This window comes from Parvibaculum sp. MBR-TMA-1.3b-4.2 (genome assembly GCF_053628815.1).
This window is the reverse complement of sequence record NZ_JBRJHC010000001.1, coordinates 1,924,591-1,941,884: the sequence shown is the minus strand read 5'-3', so window position 1 is coordinate 1,941,884 and position 17,294 is coordinate 1,924,591. Positions and strand designations below refer to the sequence as shown.

Annotated in this window: 21 protein-coding genes; 9 read left to right on the top strand and 12 right to left on the bottom strand. The window is 62.3% G+C overall.

Annotated features, from left to right (window positions below; genetic code table 11):
- Positions 1-30: 30 nt before the first annotated feature.
- Positions 31-1,050 (bottom strand): carbon-nitrogen hydrolase family protein, encoded by a 1,020-nt coding sequence (locus ACSSVQ_RS09345; protein WP_454182572.1) that lies wholly within the window; start codon positions 1,048-1,050, stop codon positions 31-33.
- A gap of 316 nt (positions 1,051-1,366) precedes the next feature.
- Here ACSSVQ_RS09345 and ACSSVQ_RS09340 point away from each other — a divergent pair, with 316 nt between their 5' ends.
- A complete protein-coding gene (locus tag ACSSVQ_RS09340; RefSeq protein WP_454182570.1) occupies positions 1,367-1,894 on the top strand; it encodes a MarR family winged helix-turn-helix transcriptional regulator in 528 nt (175 codons plus the stop codon).
- Here the strand turns inward: ACSSVQ_RS09340 and ACSSVQ_RS09335 are convergent.
- Together ACSSVQ_RS09335 and ACSSVQ_RS09330 are read right to left on the bottom strand one after the other, a co-directional pair.
- Positions 1,874-2,764 carry a PDR/VanB family oxidoreductase gene (locus ACSSVQ_RS09335; protein ID WP_454182568.1) on the bottom strand — a complete coding sequence of 297 codons (891 nt, stop codon included), beginning with the start codon at positions 2,762-2,764 and terminating at the stop codon, positions 1,874-1,876. The two genes, ACSSVQ_RS09340 and ACSSVQ_RS09335, sit on opposite strands and share 21 nt — an antisense overlap.
- Before the next feature lie 94 nt (positions 2,765-2,858).
- Positions 2,859-4,118 carry a Rieske 2Fe-2S domain-containing protein gene (locus tag ACSSVQ_RS09330; RefSeq protein ID WP_454182566.1) on the bottom strand — a complete coding sequence of 420 codons (1,260 nt, stop codon included), beginning with the start codon at positions 4,116-4,118 and terminating at the stop codon, positions 2,859-2,861.
- A 121-nt stretch (positions 4,119-4,239) separates the two neighbouring features.
- Between ACSSVQ_RS09330 and hpaE the strand changes: the two genes are divergently transcribed.
- Entirely contained in the window at positions 4,240-5,739 is a 1,500-nt protein-coding gene (gene hpaE, locus ACSSVQ_RS09325) for a 5-carboxymethyl-2-hydroxymuconate semialdehyde dehydrogenase (protein WP_454182564.1), read from the top strand.
- Positions 5,740-5,787: 48 nt separating this feature from the next.
- Here hpaE and ACSSVQ_RS09320 read toward each other — a convergent pair whose 3' ends face one another.
- The 7 genes from ACSSVQ_RS09320 to ACSSVQ_RS09290 are packed head-to-tail and all read right to left on the bottom strand — an operon-like array spanning position 5,788 to position 10,254.
- The gene (locus tag ACSSVQ_RS09320) at positions 5,788-6,540 is read right to left on the bottom strand and encodes an HpcH/HpaI aldolase family protein (protein WP_454182562.1); all 753 of its coding nucleotides are present in this window, start codon (positions 6,538-6,540) and stop codon (positions 5,788-5,790) included.
- On the bottom strand, positions 6,537-7,343 hold the full coding sequence (gene hpaH, locus ACSSVQ_RS09315) for a 2-oxo-hept-4-ene-1,7-dioate hydratase (RefSeq protein ID WP_454182560.1): 807 nt from the start codon (positions 7,341-7,343) through the stop codon (positions 6,537-6,539). The genes ACSSVQ_RS09320 and hpaH overlap by 4 nt, the downstream gene beginning before the upstream one ends.
- Complete coding sequence (locus ACSSVQ_RS09310) at positions 7,343-7,732, bottom strand: hypothetical protein (RefSeq protein WP_454182558.1); 390 nt, start codon at positions 7,730-7,732, stop codon at positions 7,343-7,345. The genes hpaH and ACSSVQ_RS09310 overlap by 1 nt, the downstream gene beginning before the upstream one ends.
- Positions 7,732-8,550, bottom strand: coding sequence for a DODA-type extradiol aromatic ring-opening family dioxygenase (locus ACSSVQ_RS09305; RefSeq protein ID WP_454182556.1), 819 nt, complete (start codon positions 8,548-8,550; stop codon positions 7,732-7,734). Before ACSSVQ_RS09305 ends, ACSSVQ_RS09310 begins: the two co-directional genes overlap by 1 nt.
- Positions 8,547-8,870 carry a hypothetical protein gene (locus ACSSVQ_RS09300; protein WP_454182554.1) on the bottom strand — a complete coding sequence of 108 codons (324 nt, stop codon included), beginning with the start codon at positions 8,868-8,870 and terminating at the stop codon, positions 8,547-8,549. Before ACSSVQ_RS09300 ends, ACSSVQ_RS09305 begins: the two co-directional genes overlap by 4 nt.
- Positions 8,867-9,619 (bottom strand): fumarylacetoacetate hydrolase family protein, encoded by a 753-nt coding sequence (locus tag ACSSVQ_RS09295; RefSeq protein ID WP_454182552.1) that lies wholly within the window; start codon positions 9,617-9,619, stop codon positions 8,867-8,869. The genes ACSSVQ_RS09300 and ACSSVQ_RS09295 overlap by 4 nt, the downstream gene beginning before the upstream one ends.
- Positions 9,616-10,254, bottom strand: a complete 639-nt coding sequence (locus ACSSVQ_RS09290; protein ID WP_454182550.1) for a fumarylacetoacetate hydrolase family protein — start codon at positions 10,252-10,254, stop codon at positions 9,616-9,618. Before ACSSVQ_RS09290 ends, ACSSVQ_RS09295 begins: the two co-directional genes overlap by 4 nt.
- Positions 10,255-10,335: 81 nt before the next feature.
- Between ACSSVQ_RS09290 and ACSSVQ_RS09285 the strand changes: the two genes are divergently transcribed.
- Positions 10,336-10,806: a MarR family transcriptional regulator gene (locus ACSSVQ_RS09285; protein WP_454182548.1), complete on the top strand. Its 471-nt coding sequence runs from the start codon at positions 10,336-10,338 to the stop codon at positions 10,804-10,806.
- 186 nt (positions 10,807-10,992) lie between these two features.
- Here ACSSVQ_RS09285 and ACSSVQ_RS09280 read toward each other — a convergent pair whose 3' ends face one another.
- Positions 10,993-11,658: a TetR/AcrR family transcriptional regulator gene (locus ACSSVQ_RS09280; RefSeq protein ID WP_454182546.1), complete on the bottom strand. Its 666-nt coding sequence runs from the start codon at positions 11,656-11,658 to the stop codon at positions 10,993-10,995.
- 130 nt (positions 11,659-11,788) lie between these two features.
- Here ACSSVQ_RS09280 and ACSSVQ_RS09275 point away from each other — a divergent pair, with 130 nt between their 5' ends.
- The 5 genes from ACSSVQ_RS09275 (at position 11,789) to ACSSVQ_RS09255 (ending at position 15,554) form a co-directional block, all read left to right on the top strand.
- The gene (locus tag ACSSVQ_RS09275; RefSeq protein WP_454182544.1) at positions 11,789-12,364 is read left to right on the top strand and encodes a VOC family protein; all 576 of its coding nucleotides are present in this window, start codon (positions 11,789-11,791) and stop codon (positions 12,362-12,364) included.
- Between the two features lie 11 nt (positions 12,365-12,375).
- Positions 12,376-12,582, top strand: a complete 207-nt coding sequence (locus tag ACSSVQ_RS09270) for a glutathione S-transferase family protein (RefSeq protein WP_454182542.1) — start codon at positions 12,376-12,378, stop codon at positions 12,580-12,582.
- Positions 12,570-14,201, top strand: coding sequence for an FAD-dependent monooxygenase (locus ACSSVQ_RS09265; protein WP_454182540.1), 1,632 nt, complete (start codon positions 12,570-12,572; stop codon positions 14,199-14,201). The genes ACSSVQ_RS09270 and ACSSVQ_RS09265 overlap by 13 nt, the downstream gene beginning before the upstream one ends.
- A gap of 76 nt (positions 14,202-14,277) precedes the next feature.
- Positions 14,278-14,703, top strand: a complete 426-nt coding sequence (locus ACSSVQ_RS09260) for a nuclear transport factor 2 family protein (protein WP_454182538.1) — start codon at positions 14,278-14,280, stop codon at positions 14,701-14,703.
- Positions 14,700-15,554 carry a fumarylacetoacetate hydrolase family protein gene (locus tag ACSSVQ_RS09255; protein ID WP_454182536.1) on the top strand — a complete coding sequence of 285 codons (855 nt, stop codon included), beginning with the start codon at positions 14,700-14,702 and terminating at the stop codon, positions 15,552-15,554. Before ACSSVQ_RS09260 ends, ACSSVQ_RS09255 begins: the two co-directional genes overlap by 4 nt.
- Positions 15,555-15,757: 203 nt before the next feature.
- Here the strand turns inward: ACSSVQ_RS09255 and ACSSVQ_RS09250 are convergent, their stop codons facing one another.
- A complete protein-coding gene (locus ACSSVQ_RS09250; RefSeq protein WP_454182534.1) occupies positions 15,758-16,138 on the bottom strand; it encodes a hypothetical protein in 381 nt (126 codons plus the stop codon).
- Positions 16,139-16,271: 133 nt separating this feature from the next.
- On the opposite strand from ACSSVQ_RS09250, the gene ACSSVQ_RS09245 reads away from it, so the two are divergent.
- Positions 16,272-17,291 (top strand): fatty acid desaturase family protein, encoded by a 1,020-nt coding sequence (locus tag ACSSVQ_RS09245; RefSeq protein ID WP_454182533.1) that lies wholly within the window; start codon positions 16,272-16,274, stop codon positions 17,289-17,291.
- The last annotated feature ends 3 nt before the right edge of the window (positions 17,292-17,294 follow it).

Here is a 17,294-nt window from a genome sequence, read left to right as displayed (position 1 = left end):
TTGGGGAACTCGCCGAACGGCGATCCATGGTCACGCGTCTTCAGCATCGTCGGCCGCCATCGGGTCCGCGGATGGGTCCGGGTGCTCCGCGTCAACTCCCGGCAGCGGGGCGCGCCGACGGGTTCGGTCATGGGTCAGGCACAGGACGTCAGGTCGTGCGTAATGCCCTACGGGGTCGGCCAGGGCTTTGGCGAAGGCGATGGCGCTCGGATCGATCTCGGCCACGACCAGACCTTCGGCGTCTTCGGGGAGGAACTCGGCCAGAGGTTGACCATCCGGACCGTAGATCATGCTGCAGCCCCCGCCGAGCGGGAAGGGGGCCTCTCGGCCCAGAAGCTCCGACTGAATGCGCAGGACGTCGAGGGTCACGAGCTGGGTCGCGGCCAGTACATAGCACCCGCCTTCCGCCGCATAGACCTGCGAGGCGGCCAGATTGACCTCGCGGCCGAGGGCGTAGGCGGGTCCTCCGCTGGCGGACGAAAGACTTGGCCATGAGGCCACATGGATTTCCTCGTGCTGCGCGAACATGGCGGCCTTTACCAGAGGTTGCAGGTGCTCCCAGCAGTTGAGCCCTCCCAGCCGTCCGAGTGGCGTATCGTAGACCGTCAGGTCGGAACCATCCCCGTCGCCGAAGACAGAGCGCTCGACATGGGTCGGGCGCAGTTTCCGCCGATGCGCGAGGATGCGGCCGTCTGCGCCGATGATGGCTTGGCCAAGGTAGAGCGATCCATGATCGCGCTCGCTGACGCCCATAACGACGTGCAGGTTGTTTCGGCGGGCCGCCTCGGCAATGCGTGTGAATGCCTCCGAGTCGGCGGTCAGGGAATTCTCCTGGTAACGCCGGGCAAGACCGATCGCTTCCAGGGGGCTGGTGACCCAGATCCAGAACGGGTAGCCCGGGATCCAGGCCTCGGGAAAGGCCAGCAGGCGGACCTCCCGGGCCCCCGCTTCGTCCATGAGGGCGATGGTCTTCTCAACGCCCGCTTCGACATCCAGGAAAGCCGGCGCCGCTTGGACGGCGGCGGCGAGGAATGGGCTCGGGTGGGTCATCAAGCATCTCCAGTGTACGGGCGCGGGGCGCCCGGGTTGCGTGGGGTCGAGGTGTGGCGGTCTCGGGCGATGCCGGGCGTGCCGCGTCCACTGTCATGGTGGGGCGCTTGGCGGTCTCGACCTGTCGGTCTATCCTGCCGCCGCCGGGGTGCTGGTGCCGCAATCACAATTATGCCGCTGTCACAATTAAAGGGATCGGATGTCGGATCGCTCCAAATCTTCGTCTCTGCCGTCGACACAAGCCGGGCGGCGCGGTGACGCGTCCGCCAATGGGAAGGCCGCGCTCGACCCGGCTGTGACCTGGTCTCAAGTTGGCATGACCGAACTCATCCTGTCGCAATGGCGGGCCGAAAAACCGGAAATCGAAGGTTTGGGCTTCGAGATCGGGACGCTGCTGACCAGGCTTGGCATCCTGCTCAACCAGTTCGAGGTGCAGGCAGCGCGGGGGCTGGGCCTCAGATCGGGCGAGATCCGCTTGTTGTACGCCTTGCGACGTGTTGGCCCGCCCTATGCCCAACGTCCGACCGACCTTTTCCGGCTCATGGGCGTCACCTCCGGGGCGATCACCTACACGGTGAACCTCCTCAAGGGGCAAGCCCTTGTCGAAGGGGTCAGCGATCCGCAGGACGGCCGCAGTCAGATGGTCCGGCTGACGCCGGCAGGCTTGGCCCTGATCGATGACCTCGTCGCCGAAACAGCAGGCCTGCTCAATACGGCGTTGCGGCCCCTGGCGGCGACGGAGCAGGCGGCCATCCAGCAGGGGCTTGCCCGGCTGGCGGAGTGTCTGGAGGCGTTCACCGATCATCGCGTTGATCCCCTTAGCTCAGAGGTCGAGGACAAGTAGATCCGAGCGGCTGCGCGAGCAGCAGATCATCATGGTCCGGTTGGCGGCCTGCTCCTCAGGCGTGAGAAGGGAATCGCGATGCTCTGCCTCACCGCTCACGATCACGGTCTCGCACAAGCCGCAAATCCCCTGCTTGCAGGAACTCGTCGTCGGGATCCCCGCGGCCTGGAGAGCGGCCAGGATCGACTGATCCGGGGCGACCGCCACCGTGCGTCCGCTCCGCGCGAGTTCGACGGTGAACCCTGCGCCCGGCGACGCGGTTTCCGGGGGGACGAAACTCTCTGTGTGCACCATATTCGTCGGCCGGTCGGCTGTGGCCGCGATAAAGGCGTCGAGCATAGGCTGAGGCCCGCAACAATAGAGGTGGCTGCCCGACGCCGCCGTTGCCAGAAGGTCCGCAAGCGGCAGCACTCCACCGCATTCCTCGTCCACATGAAGTGTCACCGTCTCGCCCAGCCCGGCGAGGATCTCGCTGAAGGGAGCCTCGGCGCGTGATCGCACAGCGTGTACCAAGCGGAACGGCTTCTTCGCCTCGCTGAGCGCATGGGCCATGGAAATCAGGGGCGTCACGCCGATACCGCCGCCGATCAGCAGCGCCGGCGCCTCCGATGCGGCGAGCGGAAAAGTATTGCGTGGCGGTGAGACGCTCAGAAGGTCCCCGGGACGCAGCCTCTCGTGACAATAGCGCGAGCCGCCCTGGCTATTCCGGTCGAGCGACACGCCGATCTCGTAACGGTGACGCTCGCGCGGGCTGTTCATGAGTGAATAGCTCCGGAAGAGGTTGGGCCCTAGCTCGACCCCCACATGGGCGCCGGGGGTGAAGGGCGGTAGCGGCGTCCCATCGAGCGGACGGAGCTCGAACCGCTTCACGGTCTCGGTTTCCCAAAAAATCGCCGTTACGCGGAGGGTCATCGGGTCGTGCATCGGGATCCCTCCGGCGGACTGAGCGTGGTGGCGGGAGGCGTCATGTCCGGCTGGCGAAGCCGGCGAGGCAGCGACCGGTGTCGGGATCCAGCAGGGCGTTACCGGCCAGAACCTCAATTCGGTAAGGCGTCTCGACCGTTGATCCGACGGGCGCCTCGCCCTTCAGGACCCGCGCAGCTTCCTGGCGGAACTTGCGCCGCGCCATGGCGATGCCCTGGTCCGCACTCACCAGATGCTCTTCGCTGTGGAGGCTGATGTCGCCCTGTCCCTTCTGGGCCACATAGTCGGTTTGCCAATCCTGGTGGTCCTCGAAGGTCCATTCCCTGAAGGGGCGGCCATGGGCGGGGCCCCAGTCGTCGCGCATCATGCCGATGCCTTCGAAGTTTTTACGGCTCTGGATAAGGTCTGAGCGGCGCGCCAGGCCGTATTGCAGGAAGCTGTGGTCATCCAGGGGCACGGTCCAACCGAGATGGGCGCGACCAAGATCTTCGTCCGTCACGCCGGCGGTACCGTTCATGTTCGGCATGATGATCTGGCTGAGCCGTTGGTGGATGGTCCCGTCGGGCATCTCGCGCCGCTGGATACTGATGACCCCGTCCGCGGTGTATTCGAACCTGACGTCCGGCCGCAGGCCGAGATTGGCGCTGAACTGTACGCCGTTGATCTGGTTGTGGAGGACGACGACATGGAACGGATCCATGAAGTTGTCGAACATCTGCCACCAGTTGTAGTCGGTGCGCCCGGCGATCTTGGGCGTGGGGCCGTTGGCACCCGTATCGTTGCAGTAGCCCACCAGTTCCTCGCCCGGTTCGAGGTCTTCCTCGATCGAGAAGGTCGGGAAGGCGGGTTGAGCCGCGGCCGGACCGAGATAGGCAAAGATGATCCCGAATTTCTCGACGACCGGGTACCAGGGCTGCCGGACCGATCGGCAGGCGCCCTCGTCGGTCTCCGAGGGCATTTCAAGACAGTGCCCCTGCGGGTCGAACAGCCATCCGTGATAGCAGCAGCGGATTCCGGTCTGCTCTACCTTGCCATAGACCAGATTGGTCCCCCGGTGCATGCAGCGGGGATAGAGCAGCCCCACTTCGCCCGCACCGTTGCGGAACAGGATCAAGTCTTCCCCCAGCAGCTTCACGGGCCGGGGGCGGCTGGTCGCGTTCTTCGACATCGCGACAGGCTGCCAATAGCGCCGCAACAGCTCCCCACCGGGCGTACCGGGGCCGCAAAGGGCAAATCCCTCATCGGGTGAGGCGGCTGGCCGACCATGGGCGCGCCCTTCGCTTTCATCCGCGAACGTCATGATGGCATCCTCCGCTTCCCTATTTATCTTAAATTTAAAAGAAATCGGGCATCGCGTCAAGTTGGACTCGGCCGAAAAAGTAGTTACTATGATAAATAAATTTGTCGCCGGGAGATATCGAATGTCCAGTTCTCATCGCCGCCGCGCCCTGGAAACCGTCGCAAGGTTGGGTGCGCCGCTGGGGCACTTCTACGGCGGCCAGGCGCGCGCCGGCACCGGTCCAGTCTTTTCGGTGAGCGAACCGGCGACGGGGGCCGACCTGGGTCAGGCCTGCGACGCCACCCAGGATGAACTCGACGCCGCAGTTGCTGCGGCCAAGGCTGCATTTCCCGCCTGGGCTGCGACGCCCGGCGAGCAGCGCAGGGCGATCCTCAATCGGGTGGCGGACCTTATCGTGGCGCGGGCGGACGAGATTGCGGCCGTTGAATGTCTGGATGCGGGGCAATGCTGGCGCTTCATGTCCAAGGCCGCGCTGCGCGGCGCGGAGAACTTTCGGTTCTTCGCCGACCGGGCGCCCGCCGCTGCCGACGGTCGGGCCCTGCCGTCGGCCGAACACCTGAACTACACCAATCGCAGGCCTATCGGGCCGGTGGCGGTGATCACCCCGTGGAACACGCCCTTCATGCTCTCCACCTGGAAGATCGCCCCGGCGCTCGCGGCAGGTTGCACCGTGGTTCACAAGCCCGCCGAGTGGTCACCCTATTCGGCGCGCCTCCTGATCGAGATCGCGCACGAAGCCGGTGTTCCGCCGGGCGTCTTCAATGCGGTCAATGGGCTGGGGGAGACGACGGGCAAGGCCCTCACCGAACACCCCGATATCAAGGCAGTCGCCTTCGTGGGGGAGTCCACGACCGGCGCTGCCATCATGCGGCAAGGAGCCGAGACGCTGAAGCGCGTCCACTTTGAGTTGGGCGGGAAGAACCCCGTGGTCGTGTTCGAGGATGCGGATCTGGACCGCGCGCTCGACGCGGCGATCTTCATGATCTACTCGCTGAACGGCCAGCGTTGCACCTCCTCCTCGCGCCTGCTGGTTCAGCGATCGATCTATGATGACTTCGTCGCCAAGGTCGCCGAACGGGTGATGAAGCTAAAGGTGGGCGATCCCTTTGACCCCGAGACCGAAGTGGGACCGCTCATCCACTCCCGTCACCTCGCCAAGGTGCAGAGCTACCTCCGGATCGGACGGGAGGGTGGCGCTCGCATCGCCGCGGGCGGCGACGCGATTGCCGGCGACGGATATTTTCTTCAGCCGACCCTTTTTGTGGATGCTGACCCCGGCATGCGGATCGCTCAGGAGGAGATATTCGGCCCCGTGCTAACCGCCATGGCCTTCGACGATGAGGCCGATGCCGTCGCCAAGGCCAACGACGTCGCCTATGGGCTGGCCGGATATGTCTGGACCCGGGACGTTGGGCGCGCCCTGCGTGTCGCCAACGCCCTGGAAGTCGGCATGGTCTGGGTCAACAGCGAAAACGTTCGCCACCTTGCGACCCCATTCGGGGGCATGAAGGCCAGCGGTATCGGCCGGGACGGCGGTGACTGGAGCTTCGACTTCTATATGGAGACGAAGAATGTCGCGCTCGCCTATGGCGACCATAAGATCCAGCGCCTGGGCGTGTAAGCGCCGCAGCTAAACGCCGGTCGCAAGTTCGCTCCCGGCTGTCCGATCTCAGTCCATCGCCCGCCGCAGCGCACGCGCTCCGCCTGCCAGCAGACCGATGTCGGTGCCGACCGAGGCGAAGGTTACGCCTTGCGCGAAACGCCGACGCGCATCCTCCGCATCGAGGGCGAATATCCCGACCGGACATCCTACGGCCAGAGTTCGCTCGATCGCCGCGTCGATCGTCGTCTGCACATCGGGATGGCGTGGATTTCCCAGATGTCCGAGCGCACCTGCAAGATCCCCAGGCCCAATGAACAAGGCGTCGACCCCTTCGACCGCCGCAATCTCTTCGATGGCGTCAAGACCTGCACGACTCTCTATCTGCAGGATCAAACCAAGGTGCTCGTGCGCGGTGCTCAGGTAGTCCGTATCCGCCCCGAACCGCGAGGCCCGGCTGGTCGAACCGGCCACCCCGCGTATACCGGTCGGCGGGTAGCGTGTTGCCGCCACCATGCGGGCAGCCTGCTCGGCGCTCTCCATCATGGGGATCAGCAGGGTACGGAAACCCAGGTCGAGATATTGCTTGATGACCGTCGGCTCGCCGACCGGTGGCCGGGCGACTGCCTCGACGGGAGCCGCCGACACCGCCTGCAATTGCGCGAGGAGAGTTTGCAGGGTGTTGGGCGCGTGCTCGCCATCGAACAGCAACCAGTCATAGCCCGCCGAGGCGCATATCTCGGCCGTATAGGCGTTCGCCAGAGCCTGCCACAGGCCGATCAGGGGTCGGCCCTGAGAAAGGGCTGCGATCATCGGGTTCATGTGAAGCGCACCGAGATGGACCCCATGGGGCCGTAATCCACGTGGAAGGTATCGCCGGCCTGGGCGAATAGAGGCGCCGTGAAACTGCCCGCCAGGATGATCTCGCCCGGCTCCAGGGCCGTGTCATGCGCGGCGAGTTTGTTGGCGAGCCAGGCGGGGCCATGGGCCGGATGGCCTAGCACCGCAGCAGCCACGCCTGAATCCTCGATGACGCCATTGCGATGCAGGAGTGCGCTTACCCAGCGCAGGTCGACGGCGTCCGGTCTCATCGGGCGTCCACCCAGCACCAGACCGGCGTTGGCGGCGTTGTCCGAAATGGTGTCGAATACTTTCCGGGTGACGCCGCTGGCGGGGTCCACCCGGCGGACTCGCGCGTCGATGATCTCAACCGCCGGTGTGACATAATCGGTGGCATCGAGGACATCGAAGATGGTGCAGTTCGGGCCTTTCAGCACCCTCTTGAGGATGAAGGCGAGTTCTACCTCGACGCGGGGCTCGATGAAGCGTCCGAAGGGGATGTCCTGCCCGTTTGCAAACAGCATGTCGTCGAGCAGGACGCCGTAGTCCGGTTCGGTGATGTTCGAACTGCGCTGCATCGCGCGGCTCGTTAATCCGATCTTGTGACCGATGATCGTGCGGCCGGCATCCTGTTTGGCTGCCACCCAGGCGCTCTGCACGGCATAGCCGTCCTCAATCGTCATCTCTGGATGGGCAAGGGAGAACAGATCCAGCTGAACGCCCGCGCGTTCGGCCGCGTCCAGTCGTCTTGCCAGGTCTGTAATGAGGGCGGGGTCGAGTGCCATCAGGGCGCGCTCCGGAAACGGACATGGATGTTGTTGTGTTTGAAGCTGACCTGTTCGTCGGCTTCTTCCACATAGAGTGAGAGTGCGAGGTAGCGGGTTTCATACAGATGCGCGAAGTGTCTCTTCACCCGCTCGAAGAGGTCGTCGAAGAAGCGTTGCTTGGCTTCCACCGCGCGGCCGGCCCCCATGGTCACGGTGATATGGACAAAGGCGTCGTCGGCACGCCCGTCGGCCACGACATAGTCGGTGAGCTTTAGTGCCCGGACCCGGATTCCGCCCCAGGGGAACATCTCGCCCTCCCGCATCGTGGCGGCGATGAGCGCCAGAAGGCCATGGATGTCCGCCTGACCTTCGAGATTGTCCGTCCATTCAACGACGACATGGGCCATCACACGATCTCCATGGTGGCAACGGTGCAGCCCACGGCGAAAATCGGGATCGGCTGATAGTAGTGGACGGTTCCGGTCCCCCGGGCGGCTGCTGCGGCGGCGATGAAGGTACGGATCTCGAACCCGCCCTGTCCGGCCTCGGCATAAGTTTCCGCGTCCGTATAGCCGAGCAGCCCCGCCCGATCGTTGCGTGTCCAGCGGTCCAGAAATTCGCGGTCCCAAACCTCGTTGATGCGCCCGCTGTCGGGCGTAGCCGGCCAGTGCGATATTCCGCCGGTACAGACCAGGGCGATGCGCTCCGGTACGGCGTCGGCGGCCCGGCGCAACGCCTCGCCGAACGCCCAGACGCGCGAAAGCGGCGTCAGGGGAGGACCCTGACAGTTGATGTTGGCCGGGATGATCCGCAGCGCGTTGTCGGGATCGAGAAAATGCAGCGGCACCATAATGCCGTGGTCGAAGCGCCATTCTTCGGCATAGGCGATGTCGACGGTTTCCAGAATTTCGGTCACCAGGCGACGAGAGAGGTCCGGCGCCCCCCGGACCACGCGTTTGGGAATGCGCAGCCAGTCCGGATCTTCAATCGGGCCGGTATAGGTTTCCGCCATGCCCATGGCGTAGGCGGGCATGTTGTCCATGAAGAAGTTTGCGAAATGCTCCGCGGCCACGACGATGACAGCATCCGGACGCGCGGCGTGAAGGCGCTGCTGCATGTCCCCGAACGCCGCGTAAAGGCCGTCGCGCAGGTCGGCCGGGGCGCGTTCATCGCGGCCCGTAATACCCGGCGCATGGCTGCAGACACCCGCGAAGACGAGGCTCATTCCACTACCTTTTCATCTGGCGATGTCGTCATCGTATAGATACCGGCCCGGACGGGGCCGTGTCGCTTCACCCCGTCCCGCATCTGCTGCAGGTAGTCGGACCACTCCACGCCGCAGAGCGCGGCGAAGTGCATAAGGATTTGGCCGTTGACCCCCAGCACATAGAGAAGTCCGATATCGGAATCGAGCACGGCGCTGCGTTCCTCTGCGGTGAGGTCGTAGCCTTCCACCGCGCCGGCCCGGTCAATCTTGAACCTCGCCTTCAGGTTGTCGTCGCGGTTGAGCTGATAGAGCAATTTGCTCAGTTGGTAGAGGCTCATCGGTCTACCTCCACGTCGTGGGCAAGCGCCCCGATGCCTTCGATCTCACAGATGACCCGGTCGCCGGGTTTTACAAAGGCCACGCCGTGAGGCGTGCCGGTGAGGATCATGTCTCCCGGCATGAGGGTCATGAAGTCGGACAGGTACTCGATGAGCGCCGAGACGCCGAACACCATGTCGTGTGAGCGACCGGCCTGCACGAGGGCACCATTGATGTGGGTCGACAAGGCCAGGGCCTGGGGATCGCCCACCTCGGCGGCATCGACGATCCATGGCCCGATGGGCGTACAGCCGTCGCGGTTCTTCACCCGAAGATTTGGCCGATAGTAGTTTTCCAGATACTCGCGAATGGCGTAGTCGCAGGCGATCGTGTAGCCGGCCACGTAATCCATCGCATGCTCGCTTCGAACCTTGCGGGCGGGCGCCCCTATCACCGCCACGAGTTCGCATTCCGGATGCATTTGGCGAGCGTCGACCGGACAGCGTGCGGTTCCGCCATGCCCCACAAATGTCGCGTGACCTTTCAGGAACACAAGGGGGCTGCTCGGCGGTGCGAAGCCGAGCTCGGCGCTGTGGTCGGCGTAGTTCAGCCCCAGCGCGAAGATCGTCGCGCCTGGCGTCACCGGTGGTAGCCAGTGGGCATGCGCCGCGTCCACGCGTTCTCCATTAGCCAGCCGGAGCCACTGGTCGTCGTCGACCAGATCGGCCCAGACCGCGCGGCCTTGCCAGGCGATCCTCGCGCGCTTCATTGGATGGAGCCGCGTTGCACGACGGTCGCCAAAGCCGGAAGACCTTGGGCTGTCACCTCGATCTGTTCGCCCGCTTCTACCGTTGGCGCGTCGCCCGGCAGCCCGACTATGAGCAGATCGCCGGCGCGCAGCGTCATGAACTCCGTGATGGCTGCCACGAGTTCGGGGACGGGGCGCGCCAGGTCGGAGAGGGACCATGTGTGTCGGCGCCTGCCGTCGATTGCTGTGTGAATATCTGCGGTCGCGAACGCCGGTTCGAACGCTGTGAAGGCGCCCAGCGGCAGGAAGCCGTCGCGACATCGCTGACGGATCGCAGGTCTGTGGAGCGTGTCGTGTGGCTCGCAGACCTCGAGGGCCAGACATGCAGCCGCCACGCCCGACAGAGCATTGGCCGGCTGGGCCTTCGTGACGTCCCGGTCGAAGAGCAAGCCCAGGGTGGCGGCGGCCTCCACGCGTTCGAGCTCGTCCGGCATGGGAATGGCAGCGCCGTGGAAGCGAAAGCAGGTGCGCGGCTTGATGAACATCACAGGAGCCTGGGGCGCACCAAGGTAGGGGGCATCATTCAGCCGGCTGCCCAGCTCCCGGAGCTGTCGCCTGTCATTGAGAACCACGCCATATGCAATGCCGCTGATCATGCTGGTCACTCCCTACAGGCGCGTATATATACTTATCATGATAACTTGTCAAACGCGGTGCACCGGTGCATCTTATCCGCCATGACCGACGACAAGCGCCCCCTTCCGCCCTATCGACAATCCCTCGCGGGAACCCTGCTGGCAGCGCGTGAGGCTGTCATGGGCCCAATCCGTCCGATGTTGCGGGAGGTCGGACTGACCGACCAACAGTGGCGGGTTCTTCGCGTCCTGGTCGATCAGGGGCCGGTCGATGCCTCCACCCTGGCGCGCGCCGCTCTGCTGTACGCCCCGACCGTGACGCGTATCTTGCGCGACCTCGTGGCGCGCGGCCTGGTCGAACGGTTTACCAACCCCGCCGACGGGCGCCGATCTATCATCAAGATATCTCCACAGGGCCGTGCGATCGTCGACCGGACGGCCAAGCGAACCCGCGTTGTCCTGGACCAGTATGCCGAACGGTTCGGTCCGTCTCGGCTTGCGGCGCTACAGACCGAACTCGTGGCCCTGGCGGAGGCGATCGGGGAAGGCGAAGAGCTTCTTGGCGAGGAATGAAGGCGCGTTTTGTTCCTGCGCCTTTCAGGTCGTGCACAGGGGCAGGGGAGGCGGCCCCGTGAGTTGAACGAGAAGCGATGGAAAGAAATCACCGCGCTCACTGGCCGAAAGAGCCGGAGCACGCTCCCTCATCTCCGCAGCGCGCTGATCATTCTCAAGCCAATTTTCAACGACTTGCGATTGGTGCTACTCGCCGGAGAGCGTCTTCAGGCCTGACGTCAGCAACTCGACGGCCATATCCGCATAGAGCTTGGCCTGACGAGGGGCGGTGGGGTCCAGTTTATGTTGTTCGGTCACATAGGACTGATGCAGGAAGGGGCCGGCGCAGGTGCTTAGGATCATGGGGAACAAGAGCTTTAGCCGCTTGTCCCGGGGGCTGATCCCGAAGGCCTGCGACACCAGTTGCATGATGCTTCGCTCCAGCCCCGAAATATAGTTTTTGCCAAGAAACTGAAGCCGAGGCCCCGGCGCCCTGAGTTCCGACGCGATGATCAGCGCCACTGAAGGGCGTGATGCCGAGAACAGGACGAAATTGCGGATAAGATCCTGGAAGACGGAGAGCTTGTCCTTTTCATCTTCAAGGGGATTGGCAAGTGCCAGCTGCAGGGCCTCATATATGTTCTCAATGACGGCTTCCCACAGTTGCGCCTTTGACTCGAAATAGTAGTTGATCAAAGGCTGGGCGGTGGCGGCGCGTTTGGCGATGGACGACACCGAGGCCCCGTCAAAGCCCTTTTCGCTGAACTCCTTTTCAGCCGCCGCGAGAATCTCCTGCTTCTGATCCTTGTCCGACCCGGACGAATTTTTCGACGGCCTTCCTCTCCTGCGTTTGGGCGAATCTGTCTCAGTCATGAATTGTCCATCCGTTCCGGAGGGCACTGTATAGCACGCGGCCGCCTTGCGTGAGTGCCGGCCGCAAAGGGGCGTCTTGACTCTCTTAAATTGATAGACTTATAAATAAAAGAAAACGGAGGAGGGCTCCATGCCAAAGCAGAATTCCCGGTCGCTGAACGACACGAAAATCGTGTCGCCAGCGAAGCTGGCTCATATCGTTTTTCAGGCCAAACGCTACGAGGACATGGTGTCCTGGTACGAAAAGGTTCTTGGGGCGCATGTCGTTCACGCAAGTGAAGCGATCAGCTTTCTGACTTATGACGACGAGCATCACAGGATCGCGATCGCGAAGATGCCGGTCATCGAGGAGAAGGGAGAGGTGCCGCGGACGGGCATGCACCATGTCGCTTTCACCTACGCTGGCATGGGTGACCTGCTGTCCACCTACAAGCGGCTGAAGGGCGAGGGCATTCTCCCGATCTGGTGCATCAACCATGGGCCGACCACGTCGATGTACTACGAGGATCCGGACAGGAACCATATCGAGCTTCAGATCGACAACTTCAAAACCGATGACGAGTTTCGGGCGTTCATGGAGACCGGCGAGTTCGCGGAAAACCCCATTGGTGTCGATTATGACCCGGACGTGCTGTGCGAGCGATATGAAGCGGGGGATCCCGAGAGCGAGCTTATCAAGCTGGGATCCGCTCCAAAGCGAGCATGAGGACCCCGGTCATGCTCGAGATTTATCGCAATGAGATGTCGACCTGCTCGCAGAAGGTTCGTCTGGCCCTGGCGGAAAAGGGTGTCGAATGGCGCAGCAGGGGCGTGAACCTGATCGCGCGCGAAAACAAGACACCCGAATTTCTCGCTCTCAACTCCGATGGTGTTGTCCCTGTCCTTGAGAAACACTTGAACCAGGTGCTCGCATGCAAACCGTAGTCAACACCGAAACCACGCAGCTATTCATCATCGGTGGCGGGCCCACCGGCCTCACAGCCTCGATCCTGCTATCGCAGCTGGGTGTGCCTCATATTCTCGTGGAGCGGCGTACCGGTCCGCAGCCCGCGCCGGCCGCACATGTCGTCAACACGCGTTCGATGGAGATATTCCGGCAGGCGGGATTGCCGATGGATGAGATTTACGCGCTCAACAGCCATCCACAGGCCCGGTACGTCACCTGGAGTACCGATCTCAAAAGCGCGCCCATTGGCAAGTTCGACTTGCTGGGCGACGAGGGGCGACTTCTTGCGCGAATGAATATGTCGCAAGACCGCGTTGCAAATATTTCCCAGCCGAAACTGGAGATGGCCCTGGCGGAAAAAGCCGCCTCGTTCGATGGGGCGGATATCCGCATGGGATGGGAATGGAAAGGATTCCGGAAAGACGGCACGAGCCTCGTTCAGGCGCCCGATGGAACCGAGGTCGGTATTGAGGCCGCATATACGCTTGCAGCCGATGGCGCGGGAAGTCCTGTCGCGCGAGCGCTTGGTGTGAAGAAAAACGGTCCCGAGACGATCGCGCAATTCCTCAATCTGAGCTGCAAGGTCGATCTGACGAAGATTGTCGGCGAGCGGGAGGTCCTCCTCTACTGGTGTCTGGATCCGGAAATATTCGGCACATGTATCGTGCACGATCCAAAAAATCTGACGGTCTTCATGGTGCCGTTGTTCGGCCCGCTTGAGAGCTATGACGACGCACGCTGTGCCGGTATGCTGGACAAGTTGTTCGGTCCCGATGTTCCCTACGAGCTCTTGTACAAGGGTGTCTGGAATATGTCGGCGCAGGTTGCCGAGCGCTATCGGGTGGGAAATGTATTTCTGCTTGGGGATGCCGCGCACCGTTTCCCGCCGACGGGAGGCCTCGGTCTCAATTCCGGCGTGTGCGATGCACACAATCTGGTTTGGAAGATTGCAGCCCGCCTGCAGGGTAGTGCCGCAGACGAGCTTCTCGACAGCTACGAGATCGAACGCAAGCCCGTTGCCCAACGAAATTGCGACAAGAGCTATTCCAACAATGACGGTCTTCAAAATATCCTGACGGCCATCGGTCTCGATCCTGCCAAGGGCTTGAACCAGCCAATCCACGAACTCCTTGAAGCCGCATCGGCTCCCGATGAAAAAGGAGAAGCGATCAGGGCGCGCGTCAACGAAGCCGTCGAGAATGAGCGCGATCATTTCGATGCGCCCGGTATGGAGGTGGGCTTCATTTATCACGGCGGCTGCGCGCTCTCCGCAGCATCAGGAGCAACGCCGGATAATGATGCGGGCTCCTTCGAGCCGCGCGCCTTGCCCGGCGCCCGTCTGCCGCATGTCGTACTGGAGGGGATGCCGGGTGTCGCGTCGACGCTCGATGTTATTGCCTATGACGCCTACACCCTGTTCACGGATGGCAGTGCTCCCGCCGTAACCCAGCCGACATTCGGTATGCCGACGAAGGTGTTAGACATTTCGAGCGAGTCTTTCGCTGCAAACAAGGCCCGGGTGGCGGAAGCGCTCGAGCTGAAAGCAGGCCAATGGATTCTGGTGCGTCCGGACGGCCATGTCGCGGCGCGAGGTTAGGTGGGTTGGCCGAAGACGTGGGGGCAAGCCCATACGGTCGGCGAAGAGTTCACGGAAAACCAGAAGGAGCTTCACAATGAGTGTGATGGTGAACCCGCTCGCACAGAGCGCTGTCGGCGCGATGCTGTCGGAATTTGCATACCGACTGGACAACGGACAGGCCGCCTCTCTCGTTGAGCTATGCACAGAGGATCTTGCCTTCGAATCGCATATGGGAAAGGCCGACCTGGAGGGGTTTCGCCGGCATATGACCGACCGACAGAGCGCGACCTATACGACGCGCCACTGCATTAACAATGTCAGGCTCGTTTCAGTGACGGAGGAAAAAATCGAGGCGACCGCCGTTATGACCGTCACCCGCCTAGAGCCGGATGAGAGTGGGAGCGTCAAGGAGATCGCAGCTGTCCTGGATTGGCGTTTGACCCTTGCCAAGGCCGGAGCGGACTACAGGTTCCAAAGCGTTTCTCTAAAGCCGTTCTCTGTCATCGAGTACAAGAAATGACGGATACTGCTTTCTTCCAGAGCGATGCCGGGATCGTCCGCTCATGCGGCGGCGAATACGATCTGGTTGCCCCCGGCCGCACACTCATCGCAGAGATAGAAGTGGAAGGCGAGTTGGAACGTCTGGCCGCCTTGTCGAAAGCTATCCCGCTGGAGCGGGACGACTTCGATATCGGTCTCCCGTTTCAGCCCGGTTTGTTCGTCCTTGTCGGGGTGAATTACGAGGAACATGCCAGAGAAGCCAAAATGGGAACACCGGGCGTGCTGATGTTCGCTCCGCTTGAAAAGGGGCTTCCGGCCACGACGCCCGGTACGACAGTGGCCTTGCCGTCGTCCGCCGCCGACCAGGTCGATTATGAGGGAGAAATCGGAATTGTTATGGGCCGCAAAACGCCGGCTGGTGGCATAGCTGTCACCGATGCGCCGGCCTATGTCGCGGGGCTGACAGGCGTCATCGACCTTTCCGCCAGAGACGTGCAGGCCGCCGCCCTGCGCGAAACGGGCGACAAGTCCACGCAATTGCTTCTCGCGTCGAAGAGCTTTCCGGGATTCAAGCCGCTCGGTCCGGGGATTCAATTCCTGACCGACGAAGAGTTGCGCAACCCGGACATCCGGCTTGAGACAAGGGTCAATGGCGAGTTGCGTCAGACTGCTACCGCCAGCGACATGCTGTTTTCAGTATGCGAATGCGTATCGAAGATTTCCGAGACGATCGAACTTCAACCCGGCGACGTCATATGCAGCGGCACGCCCGGGGGTGTGGGGTTTGTCTCAAACAGCTTCCTGTGTTCGGGCGACGAAGTATCCGTCACGGTTGGCGCTCTGCCGCCGCTCGAGATTTCAATCTCTTAGGGAGGAGACATGAATCAGCACTTGGAAGTCCCCAGGATTCCGGAGCGCAAGGCAGGTCGGATTTCGCCGGTTGAGATTGCCCATATCCCTTTGTTCCGGCCTTAAGCACCCCAACACTTTGTTGAGGACATGTGCGGCCGCCGATGAGGTGTCCCCGCCGGGGAATGACACTCCCGTGTGACGTCTCTCATTCGGCCAGCACCTTACATCAGCGCCTTACGGAAGATTTCGATCGCATTGTCGAAGAAATCCTCGAGCCGGGCCTTGAGGTCCGGTGAGAGGGCGATCAGCTTGGCACGCCCGTCGCTTGGATCCGGCAGTTCGACGAGGAGCCCCTTGGCAATGGCGTTGTCGAGATACTTCTTGGCCGTCTGCGGGCTGAGATGGCGCATGAGGAGCAGGGCTTCCTGTTTGCGCAAAGGGGCTTCCGCCGCCCAGAGGCCGGTATAGAGATCCGAGTAATTGATATCCAGGATGTCCTTGTCCTGCAGGAAGCGGACCCATGTGCCGTCCATGGCGTTCAGTGCCTGGACGAATTTGTGGCGGCGTTCATGACGTTCGGCTGAATTCGCAGATTTCTTCATATTTTTCCCTGCCGATATTTTCGTCTATATGCACATAAAACCAGCAATAAAAAAACAGGTAAAAATAGTTGTAATTTTAGAGATAGTTTCGTATCGTCCGGGCGTTGCCTTTCCCGTCATGAGGAGCCCGGTCATGTCATCACAGTCCACTTTCTGGCGTCACAGCGATGGCGCGATCCCGAATACGCTTGCCTTTTCCTATGTCGCCGTCGCGCATGTCTCCGGCATCGCGCTGCTGGCGCTCGCCAATCCGATCGCGTGGATCGCGGGCACGCTGCTTGTCGCCCATTCGCTGATCGTCGCGGCCTATCTGATCCATGATCTCGCTCACATGGCGATATTCAGGAGCCGCAAACTCACGGTCGTCGTCGCCGAAATGCTTTCATGGTTCTGCGGCGGGGCCTATGCGCCCATCAGCCGTATCGTGCGCATGCATATGCGCCATCATGTCGACAAGGCGGACCTGGCGCATTTCGATCCGCGCGTCTTTCTGAAGACGGCGCCGGGCTGGTTGCGCCGCCTCGTCTATGCGCTGGAGTGGTGCTACGTCCCGGCAGTCGAGCTCATCATGCATTATCAGGTGGTGGCACGGCCTTTCATCAAGAAGGAATTCGCCTCCGAGCGGCTTCGCGTGCTCTTCGTGGGGCTCACCCGCGGTGCGTTCTTCGTCTTCCTTTTCATGCTGAGCCCCTGGGCGCTGCTCGGTTACGCAGTCGCCTATATGATTTTCCTCACGGAGCTTTTCATCGCCGATGCCTATGCGCATGACTACGAGTTCTTCCTCGTCGACGATGCGAATGAGAAGGTCTCTCGTGAGGGGCGCGGTGGCGACGATTACGACCTGCACCACACTTACTCGAACCTCATTTCCGTGCGCTATCCCTGGCTCAACCTGCTCAATCTGAATTTCGGCTATCACTCGGTGCATCACGACGGCCCCACGATCCCCTGGTACAAGCTGCCGGAGGTGCATCGCCAGACCTATCCGGCGGACGCCCCGCAGGTGCTGCCCTATAGCGAGCTGTGGCGTTCGTTTCATGCCAACCGTACCAGGCGCATCGAAGCGTTCGACGCAGGCTCGATCGGCGAAGGCTCCCATCGCGCCGACGGCTTTCTGGGCGTGCATGGCGTCTCCTTCCTGACCGTCGTGTGAGAG

Excerpts from the sequence above, each read along its gene's own strand:
- ACSSVQ_RS09345 (WP_454182572.1), bottom strand. The coding sequence starts at position 1,050 with ATGACCCACCCGAGCCCATTCCTCGCCGCCGCCGTCCAAGCGGCGCCG.
- ACSSVQ_RS09340 (WP_454182570.1), top strand. The coding sequence starts at position 1,367 with ATGACCGAACTCATCCTGTCGCAATGGCGGGCCGAAAAACCGGAAATC.
- ACSSVQ_RS09330 (WP_454182566.1), bottom strand. The coding sequence starts at position 4,118 with ATGACGTTCGCGGATGAAAGCGAAGGGCGCGCCCATGGTCGGCCAGCC.
- hpaE (WP_454182564.1), top strand. The coding sequence starts at position 4,240 with ATGTCCAGTTCTCATCGCCGCCGCGCCCTGGAAACCGTCGCAAGGTTG.
- ACSSVQ_RS09320 (WP_454182562.1), bottom strand. The coding sequence starts at position 6,540 with ATGAACCCGATGATCGCAGCCCTTTCTCAGGGCCGACCCCTGATCGGC.
- hpaH (WP_454182560.1), bottom strand. The coding sequence starts at position 7,343 with ATGGCACTCGACCCCGCCCTCATTACAGACCTGGCAAGACGACTGGAC.
- ACSSVQ_RS09310 (WP_454182558.1), bottom strand. The coding sequence starts at position 7,732 with ATGGCCCATGTCGTCGTTGAATGGACGGACAATCTCGAAGGTCAGGCG.
- ACSSVQ_RS09305 (WP_454182556.1), bottom strand. The coding sequence starts at position 8,550 with ATGAGCCTCGTCTTCGCGGGTGTCTGCAGCCATGCGCCGGGTATTACG.
- ACSSVQ_RS09300 (WP_454182554.1), bottom strand. The coding sequence starts at position 8,870 with ATGAGCCTCTACCAACTGAGCAAATTGCTCTATCAGCTCAACCGCGAC.
- ACSSVQ_RS09295 (WP_454182552.1), bottom strand. The coding sequence starts at position 9,619 with ATGAAGCGCGCGAGGATCGCCTGGCAAGGCCGCGCGGTCTGGGCCGAT.
- ACSSVQ_RS09290 (WP_454182550.1), bottom strand. The coding sequence starts at position 10,254 with ATGATCAGCGGCATTGCATATGGCGTGGTTCTCAATGACAGGCGACAG.
- ACSSVQ_RS09285 (WP_454182548.1), top strand. The coding sequence starts at position 10,336 with ATGACCGACGACAAGCGCCCCCTTCCGCCCTATCGACAATCCCTCGCG.
- ACSSVQ_RS09280 (WP_454182546.1), bottom strand. The coding sequence starts at position 11,658 with ATGACTGAGACAGATTCGCCCAAACGCAGGAGAGGAAGGCCGTCGAAA.
- ACSSVQ_RS09275 (WP_454182544.1), top strand. The coding sequence starts at position 11,789 with ATGCCAAAGCAGAATTCCCGGTCGCTGAACGACACGAAAATCGTGTCG.
- ACSSVQ_RS09270 (WP_454182542.1), top strand. The coding sequence starts at position 12,376 with ATGCTCGAGATTTATCGCAATGAGATGTCGACCTGCTCGCAGAAGGTT.
- ACSSVQ_RS09265 (WP_454182540.1), top strand. The coding sequence starts at position 12,570 with ATGCAAACCGTAGTCAACACCGAAACCACGCAGCTATTCATCATCGGT.
- ACSSVQ_RS09260 (WP_454182538.1), top strand. The coding sequence starts at position 14,278 with ATGAGTGTGATGGTGAACCCGCTCGCACAGAGCGCTGTCGGCGCGATG.
- ACSSVQ_RS09255 (WP_454182536.1), top strand. The coding sequence starts at position 14,700 with ATGACGGATACTGCTTTCTTCCAGAGCGATGCCGGGATCGTCCGCTCA.
- ACSSVQ_RS09250 (WP_454182534.1), bottom strand. The coding sequence starts at position 16,138 with ATGAAGAAATCTGCGAATTCAGCCGAACGTCATGAACGCCGCCACAAA.
- ACSSVQ_RS09245 (WP_454182533.1), top strand. The coding sequence starts at position 16,272 with ATGTCATCACAGTCCACTTTCTGGCGTCACAGCGATGGCGCGATCCCG.